The 12,317-nt window shown below is 66.8% G+C and carries 8 protein-coding genes; 7 read left to right on the top strand and 1 reads right to left on the bottom strand.

The annotated features are described in order from the left end of the window. Window positions 1-63: 63 nt before the first annotated feature. The 6 genes from EKM57_RS00355 to EKM57_RS00330 all read left to right on the top strand — a co-directional run bounded on the left by EKM57_RS00355 (window position 64) and on the right by EKM57_RS00330 (window position 8,332). Complete coding sequence (locus EKM57_RS00355) at window positions 64-3,024, top strand: TonB-dependent siderophore receptor (protein WP_129790490.1); 2,961 nt, start codon at window positions 64-66, stop codon at window positions 3,022-3,024. 21 nt (window positions 3,025-3,045) lie between these two features. Next, a complete protein-coding gene (locus EKM57_RS00350; protein WP_129790489.1) occupies window positions 3,046-3,636 on the top strand; it encodes a histidine phosphatase family protein in 591 nt (196 codons plus the stop codon). 208 nt (window positions 3,637-3,844) lie between these two features. Continuing rightward, a complete protein-coding gene (locus EKM57_RS00345; RefSeq protein ID WP_243450831.1) occupies window positions 3,845-4,777 on the top strand; it encodes a ketopantoate reductase family protein in 933 nt (310 codons plus the stop codon). Beyond that, window positions 4,774-6,147 (top strand): MFS transporter, encoded by a 1,374-nt coding sequence (locus EKM57_RS00340; protein ID WP_129790487.1) that lies wholly within the window; start codon window positions 4,774-4,776, stop codon window positions 6,145-6,147. The genes EKM57_RS00345 and EKM57_RS00340 overlap by 4 nt, the downstream gene beginning before the upstream one ends. 174 nt (window positions 6,148-6,321) lie before the next feature. After that, window positions 6,322-7,674, top strand: a complete 1,353-nt coding sequence (locus EKM57_RS00335; RefSeq protein ID WP_165357122.1) for an MFS transporter — start codon at window positions 6,322-6,324, stop codon at window positions 7,672-7,674. 154 nt (window positions 7,675-7,828) lie between these two features. Beyond that, on the top strand, window positions 7,829-8,332 hold the full coding sequence (locus EKM57_RS00330; RefSeq protein ID WP_129790485.1) for a nuclear transport factor 2 family protein: 504 nt from the start codon (window positions 7,829-7,831) through the stop codon (window positions 8,330-8,332). Window positions 8,333-8,388: 56 nt separating this feature from the next. On the opposite strand, the gene EKM57_RS00325 is transcribed toward EKM57_RS00330, so the two are convergent. Next, window positions 8,389-8,919, bottom strand: a complete 531-nt coding sequence (locus tag EKM57_RS00325; RefSeq protein ID WP_129790484.1) for a MarR family winged helix-turn-helix transcriptional regulator — start codon at window positions 8,917-8,919, stop codon at window positions 8,389-8,391. Between the two features lie 188 nt (window positions 8,920-9,107). Between EKM57_RS00325 and EKM57_RS00320 the strand changes: the two genes are divergently transcribed. Beyond that, window positions 9,108-12,095, top strand: a complete 2,988-nt coding sequence (locus tag EKM57_RS00320; RefSeq protein ID WP_129790483.1) for a TonB-dependent siderophore receptor — start codon at window positions 9,108-9,110, stop codon at window positions 12,093-12,095. Window positions 12,096-12,317: the final 222 nt, after the last annotated feature.

The following is a 12,317-nucleotide window of genomic DNA, read 5'->3' as shown; positions in this document are numbered from 1 at the left end:
GCGGGCGCGAACCCCGTTCGGCGGCAAAAGCAACATAGAACGAAAAAGAGAGAGGGGAATGCCATGACCACGACCGTCAGCGGAAGCCGATTCTTTCCACCGCGCCGTGCTGCAGTGGCCGCGCTGCTCGGCGGAGCCAGCCTGCTCGCCCATCCCGCGTTCGCCCAATCGCCCGACGCGCGGCCGCCCGCGGCAGAAACGGCGCCGACCGACGTGACCGGCACGGCGCCGACGGCTTCCGAAGAGATCGTCGTCACCGGCTCGCGCCTGATCCGCAACGACCTGGCGGCGCCCAGTCCAACGACCGTGATCGGCGAGCAGGACCTGCGTCTTTCGGGCAATGTGACGCTCGAAAGCACGCTCAACGAATATCCGCAGCTCGCCGCCGGCAACTCGTCGAACGTCAATGGCGGCGGCGGCTCGGGCGTGCTGACCGCTAACCTGCGCGGCCTCGGCGCAGCGCGTACGCTGGTGCTCGTCAACGGCCGCCGATTCATTCCGGCCAATTCGGACGGCCTGGTCGACCTTGCGAGCGTTCCCGACGCGCTCGTCCAGAGGGTCGACGTCATCACCGGCGGCGCCTCGGCGGTCTATGGCTCGGACGCCGTCGCCGGCGCGGTCAACTTCATCCTGAAGCGCGACTTCGAAGGCGTCGAAGGAAGCTATCAGTATGGCGGCACCTTCCGCGGCGATGGCGCGACCCACAAGGCCGACCTCACGGTCGGCACCAATTTCGCCGACGACCGGGGCAACGTCACTCTCTCGGCGAGCTTCACCGACCGCGGCGCGATCTTCAAGGAGGACCGCTGGCACTCCGCGCGGCCGCTCGACACGGTGAACGGCATGCTGGTCCCCGGCGGCTCGGGCAGCATTCCCGGCACGCGAATCGGCCTCAGCACCACCCAGCGCGCGCAGCTCGTCGGGGTCGATCTCACGCCGAGCGGCCCCTGCTCAAGCCTCACCGGCATACGCTTCGGCGAAGCCGGCGCCGTGCTGCCTTATTGCGCGCCGGAAGACACGTTCAACTTCGCCATCGGCCAATATCACCTGCGCCCGCTGCAGCGCACGCAGGTCTCGGGAATGGCCCGCTATGAGCTGACCGACCGGATCGAGGCCTATGGCGAGGTCTACTACATCAACAGCGAGAATTCGTATCAGCAGGCGTCGGACTCGTTCACGCCGGTCACGCCGGGCGCGGGCGCTTCCACCTTCCTGGTGCCGAACTATGCGACCAACCCGATCCTGTTGCCCGCGGTGCGTCAGTTCTTCGTCGACAACAGCGCGCTGTTCGATCCCGATGGCGACGGGACGGCCGCGGTCTCGGGGGCCGGCCGCCGCGCCAACGAGCTCGGCTTCCGCAATTATTCGTTCGAGCGCCACTCACGCAACCTGACCGGCGGGCTTCGCGGCGACTTCGATATTGGCGGCAACAGGTGGCGCTGGGACGTCTTCTACCAATATCAGCGCACCACCGGCACGGAACGCGCCCAGGGCGTGATCTCGCAGACGCGTCTCTCCCAGGCCCTTAACGCCACCGTCGACGCGCAAGGCGAGGTGGTCTGCGTCGATCCGTCCCGCGGCTGCGTCCCCGTCTCGATATTCGGCCTCGACACCATCGATCCGAGGGCCAGCGCCTTTCTCACGCCCGAGCGCGTCTCGAACGACCGGTTCACCCGGAACGTCGCGGGTGCCTCGCTGAGCGGCCAGCTCTTCGATCTGCCCGCCGGCCCGGTGGCGATGGCGGTGGGCGCCGAGTATCGGAAAGACCAATATTCCTTCCGCCCGAGCCCGCAGGACGTTGCCGGTGAATATGGCACCGGATCGCAGAGCCCGATCGCCGGCGAGTACAGCCTGAAGGAAGTCTTCGGCGAGCTCCGCATTCCGATTCTGTCCGACCGGCCATTCTTCGACACGCTCGCGATCGAAGGGGCGGCGCGCTATTCCGACTACACCACCGTCGGCAGCGTCTTCACCTGGAAGGCGGGCGGAGAATGGGCGCCGGTCCATTGGGTGCGGCTGCGCGGCGCCTACAACGTCGCTATCCGCGCGCCCTCGCTCGACGAGCTGTTCTCGCCGATCACGATCGGCTTCACGACCGGCGTCGATCCGTGCGTCGCCGCGCGGCAGCCGACCCCGGCGCAGCAGGACCTCTGCGTACTGCAGGGCGTCAACCGCGCCGACCTGCCGACCTTCACGCAGCAATCGACCGGCCTCAGCGCGCGGAGCGGCGGAAATCCTCTCCTTCGTGAAGAAAAGTCCAAGACCTACACGATCGGTGCGGTGATCTCGCCGCCCTTCGTTCCACGCCTCAACATCACCGTCGACTATTTCAACGTGAAGGTCGACGATGCGATCACCACCATCAACGCCGCGCAGACGCTCAACGACTGCTTCACCAACCTGGATCCCGAGTCGGAAACGTGTCGCGCGATCACGCGCCTCGCCAATGGCCAGATCGATTTCGTCAACACCAACCTCAGCAATATCGGCTCGCTGAGGGCGGAGGGTCTCGATGTGCAGGCGGACTATCGCTTGGGCCTGCCGGACGCGGTGTCGCTGTCAGGAGATGGGGCGGAGCTCAGCCTGCAGGCCGTGGCCGCCTGGATGTTCAGCCGCTCGACCCAGGTCGTGTCCGGGCAGCCCGCGCTCGAATGCGCCGGTTACATGGGGGGCGGCTGCGGCGGCGGCAGCGGCTTCTGGCTGATCCCCGACTTCAAGCTAAATCTGAGCGCAACCTACAATAGCGGACCGGTCACGTTCCGCCTTCAGGGCCGGATGGTCGACGACATCGAGCTGAAGGAGGGTGTCACCGCCGCGGTCGAACGGGCGCCTCGCCATTGGCTGTTCGACGTCTCCGGGGCCGTGCGCGTCAACGAGCAGCTGGAGCTCTTCGGCGGCATCGACAACCTGTTCGACAAGGATCCGCCGATCCTCGGCTCCGCCCTTGCCAGCGACAATTCCGATCCGACGGTGTGGGATGTCGTCGGCCGGCGTTTCTTCGTCGGCGCACGAGCTCGATTCTAACTTTGGCCGGGGAGCCGTCTCATGATCATTCTTCGCATTCTGGTCTCGTTGCTCCTGCTGGCGAGCGGGCCCGCAGCGGTGGCGGCTCCCCACTTCCCGGATCTCTATGTGATGCGCCATCTCGAATATCGCGGCACGGGCAGTCATGCCCGCCTGTCCGAGGCCGGCGCGAACAATGCGCGGCGGCTGGCAAACGCGTTCGGGAATTTGCCGCCGCCGGCGGCGATCTACACGGCCACGGAGCAGGTCTCGCTCGATTCGTCGGCCTGGCTCGCCGTCGAGCTGGGCCTCTACCCAAAGCTGTTCGACCCGCACAAACTCGACGCGCTCATGGGCGAGCTGGCGCGAGAACAAGGCCCCGTGCTCGTCGTCGCCAGCAAGGACTTTGCGGCGGAAATCATCGCCCGCGCCAGCGGTAAGCCGGCACCGGAAATTGCGGAAGATGCCTTTGACCAGGTCTGGGTGATCTCAAGCCGCGACCGATCGGTGGTCGAGCGGAGCCTCTACGACACGCCGCGCCAGAATGATCCGGCGTTGGGCTCGGTCCGTCGGGATGATCGCGCCGCACCAAGCCCACCCTGGCTGGATGAGGGTGAAGTTGCCGAACGTTAGTCGATCCGGTTCGGCAGTGGTCCAGCGCGCATCGTCTGGCAGGGACACGTCGGCACCCGATTGAGGCGCTCTCTTTTGTCCTCGCGCTTTGCCGACGCTTGTGCCGATGCGGCCATGGTTCCCGGCTGGACCTCCTGTCATCGTCCTAATATCCAGCATGCCACTGAAGGGCCGGCTGGCCCGTTGCGGTCATCGGGAGCTTGGAGAATTGGACATCAACGAGGTGGTGATCGTCGGCGCAGGCGCCATGGGGTGCCTGTTCGCGGCGAAGCTCGCCGAGTGCGGCGCCTCGGTGACCCTGGTCGACGTGGATCGAGGGAGGCTCGATTCGCTCGGTCGTGACGGAATCACCCTGCGCGACGACGAGGGCGAAAGGACAGTGCCGGTCCGGGCCCTGACCGCCGCCCAGGTCGAAGGACCGGCAGATCTCGTCATGCTCTTCACCAAGAGCATGCACAGCGAAGCCGCCGCGGCGTCGGTCGGGCATCTGGCCCGTCCGGGGGTGACCGCACTCACGCTTCAGAACGGGATCGGCAATGCGGAGGCACTGGCGAAGACTTTCGCCCCTGCGTCCATCCTGATGGGGGTCACCGACTTCCCGGCCGATCTGGAGGGGCCGACCCGGATCGCCTCGCACGGCAAGGGGCATGTGCGGCTCGGTGGCCATGTACCGCAGGCACAGGCGGCGGCACCGCCGGTTGCCGAACTGTTCAATCGGTCCGGGCTCGAGACTGACGTCGATCCGCAGGTCCAGGCGGCTGTCTGGGAAAAGGTCGCCTTCAATGCCGCGCTCAATGCGATGGCGACGGTCACCGGGCTTACCGTCGGCGGCATGGATGCGCCGCCGGGGCGCAGAATCGCCGGGGCGATCGTCGGGGAGGTGGTTGCCGTTGCGGCGGCCCACGGCATCGAGCTCGATCGGGCGCCGATCGATGCGAAGGTCGATTTCGCGATGAAGAATCATCGCGGCCACAAGGCCTCCATGCTTCAGGATCGGCTCGCCGGCCGCCCTACGGAGATCGAGACCATCAACGGAGCCGTGGCGCGCTTCGGCGAAGCCCGCGGCGTGGCGACGCCGGTCACGGCGACCCTGGCCGATCTCGTGCGCCTGCTCGAGATCAGCGACGGGAGGCGCACATGAACCGCGCGGACGGGCCAGCCGCGGCCGGGCGGGGGGAGCCGAATCTCGGCCCAGGAAGCGCCTCGGAGCCGCTGGCGGTGGAGCGCCTGCTCGACCGGCCGTTCGGCGCCTATCGCATGATGGTTTTCGCTTTGTGCGGCCTGGTCATGATCATCGAGGGCTTCGACATGTACATGGTCGGCAACATCGTGCCGACCCTGGCGCAGGCCTTCCGCACCGAGCCTGCGATGATCGCCCTCATCTTCTCGGCCCAGGGGGTCGGGCTGGCGCTCGGCTACGCCATCGTCTCGCCGTTGGCAGACCGGTTCGGACGGCGTCCGACCGTCCTCGCCTGCATCCTCATGTTCAGCCTGCTCACGCTCGCAGCCGCGGCGGCCGACAGCGTCGGCCAGCTCGCTTTGCTGCGGCTGGCCGCCTTCATCTTCTTCGGCGGCGTCATCCCGAACGTGATCGCGCTCGTCACCGAAATCTCGTCCTTCGGGCAGCGCCAGCGCGTGGTCGTCCTGCTCTCGGCGCTCTACGCCATCGGCGCGGCGACCGCCGGCTTCATCGCGCCGACCCTGGCCGATCGTTTCGGATGGTCGGGCATCTTCCTCCTCGGCGGATCGATTCCGCTCCTCATCCTGCCTTTGCTCTTCCTGGTCCTGCCCGAGTCGCCGCGTTTCCTGGTGCTGAAGGATCCCGCCGGCGATCGGGCGAAACGGGTGATCGGAAAGGTGCTTGGCGAGCCGCTCCCAGCGGACGCGACCTTCCGGCTCAGCGAGCCGGTCACCGGGAAGCTGCCGGCCGCAGCCTTGTTTGCGCCGGAGCGGAGGCGGACGACCTTCCTCATCGCCGGCATGAGCGCGATGAGCGTGCTCGTCCTCAACATGGTCGCGGCGTGGTTGCCCACTTATCTGCACATTTATGGCGGCTTCCCGATGGTCGTCGCGGCGCGAATCGTCGCCACTTCGGTCATCGGTGCGATCCTGCTCCCGATCCTCCTCAGCCTGCTCATCCAGCGGGTCGGCGCCCCGCTCGCCGTTGCCGTCTGCTCGCTTATCGCGGCTGGCGGCCTGATGCTGTTCGCGGTCTCGCCGCTGAGCGTCGCCGTGGGCGTGGCGATCAGCATCCTGTTCGGGGCGTTCGTCGTCGGCGCGCAGGGCGGAATAAACGCGATCGCGTCCAGCGCCTATCCGACGGAAATGCGCGCCACCGGCATCGGCTGGACGGCCGGCTTCGGGCGCCTGGTGGCGATCGCCGGGCCGGCGATCGGCGGGATATTGCTTGCCATGCAGTTCAGCCAGCTGGCCATCGCTTTGGTCTTCGCGGCGCCGATGCTGATCGTCGCCGTCGCGGCGCTCGCTTTGCCGCGCCAGCGCGGCGAATAGTCGCCCGACCTCGATAAAAGGGGCAGGGACCGTCTTGCGCCCGCGGCGCAGGGTTGCCGCTGCCAATCCCTTGAGTTAGCAAGGACCATTGAGTCATCAACGGCTCTGTCCGCAGAAGGCAGGACCGGGAGAGGGCGGGGCGCCCCCGCCGAGCTTCGGAGGGGACCAGCGCGCGTGAGTGATCAGCCCGAATATGGTCGAGCCTATCGCGCCTGGTTGCTGACGCTGATCCTGCTCGTCGCCGCCTTCGGCTATGTCGACCGAGTCATCGTCCAGACGCTCGGCCAGGCGATCAAGGAGGATCTTGGCCTCAGCGACTTCCAGCTCGGCGCGCTCGGGGGGCTGGGCTTCGCCATCCTCTACTCGGTCCTGGGGCTTCCCATCGCCAGGCTCGCCGAACGGCGCAGTCGCGTCACGATCATCTCGGTCTCGGTCGGACTCTTCTCCGCAATGACCGTCCTGTGCGGCACGGCGGCGAGCTTCTGGCACCTCTTCTTGTACCGGATCGGCGTCGGCATCGGCGAAGCCGGCGTCCAGGCCCCCAGCGTTTCGCTCCTCGCCGACCATTTCCCGCCGCGGCAGCGCGGGGCGGCGATGACGGTGATGAAGCTTGGGGCGCCGGTCGGGTCCGTGTTCGGGGCGATTGCCGGCGGGCTGATCGCCCACGAATTCGGCTGGCGGATCGCCGTCATCGCCGTCGCCGGCCCCGGTCTGATCGTCGCCTTGCTGATCAAGCTGACCTTGCGCGAGCCGCCCCGCGGCCTCTCCGATCCGGGGCCTTCGGCGGACGGCGTGCCGCCGCTCGGTGCCGTGCTGCGGACGATGGGCGGCCGTCCGGAATTCCGGCACATGCTTGCCGGGCTCGCGCTGGCGACCATGGGCCTCTATGCCGGCGGCGCCTTCGCCAGTCCTTTCTTCATGCGCGTTCACGGCCTTTCGATCCTGGAAGCCGGCTTCTATTTCAGCATCCTCAGCGGCGTTGCCGCGACTGTCGGATTCTCCACGGCGGGCTTCGGAATCGATTTCATCGCCCGGCGCGGGCCGCAATATTATGCGCTGGTTCCCGCATTCGGCATGGCCCTGGCCGTCCCTTTCTATCTGGTCGGCTATTCGATCGGGGATTCGAGGATCGCCCTGGGCTTCCAGGTCTGCGGCGGCATCCTCCTCTTCTTCCACAGCATTCCAACCCTCGTTGCCTTCCAGAACATGGTGGGCGTGCGGGAGCGGGCCACGGCCGCCTTCGTCTTCTTCTTCATCTCGACCTTGGTCGGCGTCGGGCTGGGACCGCCTCTGCTCGGTTTCGTCAGCGATCTTTACGCCTCGGCCGCCTTTCCCGGCGATCATGGCGCCGTCTGTTCCGGTGATGCGGCGGCCTCGCTGCCGGCTTGTCAGTCCGCCTCCGCGCAGGGAATTCGCTATGCGCTGATGAGCAGCATGGCGCTCTACGCCTGGGGAGCCGGCCATTATTATCTCGCGGCGCGGGCGATCCGGCGCTCGATCTCGGTCCAGCCTGCGGCGCAGCCATGATCGCCGGCACGCCGGCCGGCGATTCCGACCGGCTGCTGAAGCCAGGCTGCCCCGCACGCTCGCCGCCCATCTGTTCGTCGCGCACGGGGCCGCGGCCCCTGGGGTGGGCCGCTGAAGTTCGAACGCGGCCCGTCGGCCGAGGAAGGAGAATTGAATGACCCGCATGTCGAAACCCACCGTCGAGGAGCGGCTCGACATCCAGGAGCTGTTCGCGAAATATTGCTGGGCGCTCAATACCGGCGATCTCGCCGCCTTTCTCGATCGCTTCACGCCGGACGGCTGGATCGAGCATTTCCCGCCGAAGCGCTACCAGGGGCGCGACGAGATCAGGTCGATGGTCGAAGGGTTGTGGTACGGTCGGCCCTACGCCTTCATGGGGCGTCAGCATCATCCCCATAATTTCCTGATCGAGCGCGAGGGAGAGTTCATCTCCGCCAAGGTCTATTGGTCGGTGACGCGGCTCGAGCAGACGACGAACACTTACCACGCCTTCCTGCACGGCCACTGGGAGGCGATCTGCGCCCGGCATGACGGCGAATGGCGATTCCGATCGCTCGAAATACGCCATTGGCTGCGCCAGGAGATGCCCTGGGTCGGCGATCCGAAGGCCCGGTTGGTGAAAGCGAGCGATCCCTACAAGGAGCCGGGCGAATTCTGATCGTAGACCCTTGGGCGGAGCCGGTGCGTTTGGCCGGCGGGATCACCCGGGCGCGCTCAGTCGCGGTTGAACTCGCGGGTCCGCCCCATCTCGACCAGCCGCGCCGCGACCTTGTGGATGGAGCGGTCGAACTGCCGCCGCTCCTCCTCGTCGAAATCGGCGAGCAGGGTTCGGTGGAAGGCGTTGCGCGCGCGCGCAATCAATTCGAATTGCTTGCGGCCTTTGGGGGTGGCGAACAGGACCGGGATGCCGGTGGCGCTCGGGCGCCGGTCGGTCAGGCCCTTCTTTTCGAGCGCCGGTGCGGCCCGGCTCACTTCGGCGCGGTCCACTGAGGCGATGTCGGCCACCTGACGTACGGTCAGGTCGCCATGGATGGCGAGGCGGCTCAGCAGCCGCCACTGCGCATAAGTCAGGTCGAACTCGGCGAGCTGGCGGCTGGTGAGCCGGTCCATGAGCTTGGCGACGATCATCAGCCGGAAGGTCGGAGAATCGAGCTGCGGCGCCAGCCAGCCCGGAATGTCGGGCGCGATCAGGGGCTCTTCCCGCCGCTTCGAGCTCTTTCGGTCAACGGATTTATCGACGGTCATTGCCGTTCTCGCTCCCCCTGCGGCGCTATAGCGCTCTCTGCCTATCGTTCCAGACCGTCTCGCGAATGAAACATCTGGCGGAGCACCTCTTGTATGCCCCGCATCATTGAGATAACAACGCTCGTTGAGAGATCAACGGCTAAATCCACTCGCGAGAAGGTGGAGGGCACCCAGCAAGGGAGAGATGCATGCAAGGATTCGGCAAGGTTCTGTCTCGCGTCGTTTGCACGCGCGGAGTCAGCATGGTGGCGGTGGCCGCGGGCCTGGCGGCCTTTCCCGGGGCCGCTCTCGCCCAGACGGACGAATCGGTCCTCGCCGATCCTTCCGCCGAGACTCAAGCGGTCGAGCAGCAGGTCCAGGACACGCCTGTGTCGGCCGAGGCGCCCGTCCAGGAGCAGGAGGCGATCGTCGTCACCGGATCGCGGGTCGCGCGCTCCGGCTTCACGACGCCGACGCCGGTCACCGTCGTCGGAGACGAGCAGATCCAGCGCCAGGGCGCGTCCAATATTGCCCAGGTGCTGAACGAGATTCCCGCCTTTCGCGCGCAGAGCTCGCCCGCCACGACCGCCATCTTCGTCAGCAATCTCGGCGCCTCGACGGCTGACCTTCGCGGCCTCGGCGGCAACCGGACGCTGGTCCTTATCGACGGCCGGCGGGTCGTCGCTTCCGCCGTTGCGGGCGGCGGCTTCACTCCGGCGAATACGGTCGACCTCAACCTCGTTCCTTCGTCGCTGCTGCAGCGCGTCGAGGTGGTCACCGGCGGCGCTTCCGCGGCTTACGGTTCCGACGCCGTCGCCGGCGTCACAAACCTCATCATCAACCGCGACCTGCGCGGGGTCCGCAGCACCGTGCAATATGGCATGTCGGAGGAGGGCGACAATGACGAGCTCCTCGTGTCGCTCGCCTACGGCACCGACTTCGGTTCCGACCGGTGGCGCTTCATCGTCGGTGCCGAATATGTGAACAATCAGGGGGCCGGCGACTGCTATACGCGCGACTGGTGTGCGGAGAGCTGGAACACGGTCAACAACCCGTTCGTCCCCGGAAGCACGACCGAGCGCGTCATCGCCGGGCAGCCGGCCATCATCATCATGCCGAATGCGCGCACGGCGACCGCTTCGCTCAACGGCCTGATCGTCGGCGGCCCGCTGCGGGGAACCGAGTTCAACCCGAACGGCACGACCTTCCAGCACGATTACGGCGTCTACGGCTCCGGTCTCTTCCAGAGCGGCGGCGGGGATCCCATCCTGCCCTTCTACCAATTCTTCCCGCTATCCGCCCCGAGCGAGCGGATCAACATCTTCTCCAACCTGGACTACGACCTCACCGACGACATCAACGTCTTTGCGCAGGTGTCCTACGGTCATGTGAACGGGACCATTCTCGGCGCCAGCCGCCGCGACGTGGCGCCGCCCGGATCCTACCAGATCCGTCGCGACAATGCCTTCCTGCCCGACTCGGTCCGAGAGCAGATGGTGAACCTCAACCTCGCCACCCTGCCGTTCGGCCGGATCTGGAACGATCTCGGCCCGCAGGTCGGCGACGTCACCCGCGACACGTTCCGCGCCGTAAGCGGGTTCAGCTGGGACTTCGGCGGAAACTGGAACCTCGACGGCTATTATCAGTACGGCCAGACCGACTACCGCCAGCGCGGGTACAACACGACAGTCAACTCGCGCATGGCTTTCGCGATCGACGCGGTTCGCGACCCGGGCACCGGCCAGATCGTCTGCCGTGCCACGCTTCCCGGCCCGGGTTTCAATCCGGCGGCGGCAGGATGCGTGCCGCTGAATCCGTTCGGCGAGGGCGCTTCCTCGTCGGCGGCGCGTGACTATGTCACCGAGACGGCGCAGCAGGACACGACCCTCAAGCAGCACGTCGTCGCGCTGACGTTGCGCGGCGACATCGTCGATCTCTGGGCAGGCCCGCTTTCTTTCGCCGGCGGCCTGGAGTATCGCAAGGACAGCGTCAGCAGCGTCACCGACGCCATCTCGGCGAGGAACGACTTCCACACCAGCCCGGGCGGCGGCATCGCCGGCGGCGAGGCCGATCTCGACGTCAAGGAAGGTTTCGTCGAGCTGGCGCTGCCGCTCGCGCGCGACCTCCCATTCGCCCGAAGCGCCGAGCTCAACGGCGCGATTCGCGTGACCGACTACAGCAATAGCGGCCGCGTCGAGACCTGGAAGATCGGCGCCGACTGGCAACCTGTGGAGTTCATCCGGTTCCGCGGCACGCGGTCGCGCGACATTCGTGCGCCGAACCTGTTCGAACTCTATGGCGCGCCGCAAAGCTCGTTCCAGACGGTCGACGACGGCGCGGCGGGCCGGTTGCTCGTGCCGACCCTGCTGAGCGGGAACACCGCGCTTCAGCCCGAGGTGGCGGACACCTGGACGGCCGGAGCGGTGGTCACCGCCAATCTCGGCGGGGCCGGGAACTTCCGGGCCTCCGTCGACTGGTTCGACATTTCGCTGGACGGCGCGATCAGCACGCTCGGCGCGCAGATCATCCGCGACCGCTGCGTCGGCGGAGATCAGGCGCTTTGCGAGTTCGTCATCCGCAACGAGGCCGGTCAGCTCACGCAGATCATCAATCCGCAGCTGAACCTGAACACGCTCATCACCCGCGGCTGGGACGTGGAGGCGGACTACACCCTTCCGCTCACCAGCCTCGGCATCGAGAGCGACGACCGGCTCAACCTGCGCGTGCTCGCGACCTTCGTGAAGGACCTGATCACCGTCGACACCTCCGGCATCGCGGTGGACCGTGCGGGCCAGAACGGCTCGGGCGTTTCGCAGCCGTCGGGCGTTCCCGATTATACGATCAACGGCTTCATCACCTATCAGGGGGATCCGTTCGCCGCGCAGCTCCAGATCCGGCACATTTCGAGCGGGGTCTACAACGTCCTGAATATCGGTCCGCACCAGGACGGCTATGACCCGTCGCTTCCGAACAGCATCAGCGACAACAAGGTCGGCGCCGTGACCTACGTGAACCTCAATGCGCAATATACCGTCTGGGAGCGCGGCGAGCAGAGCGTGGAGGTCTTCGGCGTGGTCAACAACCTGTTCAATCAGGACCCGCCGAAGGATCTTCCGTCCAGCTTTGGCCCGACCAACAACGTCCTCTACGACGTGGTTGGCCGTTCCTATCGCCTGGGTGTCCGCTTCGCCCTTTGATCCGGGGCCGGTGCCGGCATCGCCGGCGCCGGCACCCCGGCTGTGCTGACGGCGGATGGGGGAGGGCCTGCTGCCGCCCCCTTCCGGGATGGGCCCGTGTCGAGTTGCGAGGAGTGCCAGTGCCAGTGACCGTTCAGCCGCAAATCGCCTGCTCCGGCGCGACCGCGCCGGCAGGCGGATTTACGGTGGTAACGGGATTCCAAGGCGGAGCCTTCGCCGCGC

This window comes from Sphingosinicella sp. CPCC 101087 (genome assembly GCF_004151485.1).
Classification (GTDB): domain Bacteria; phylum Pseudomonadota; class Alphaproteobacteria; order Sphingomonadales; family Sphingomonadaceae; genus Allosphingosinicella.
This window is presented reverse-complemented; position numbering and strand designations above follow the sequence as displayed.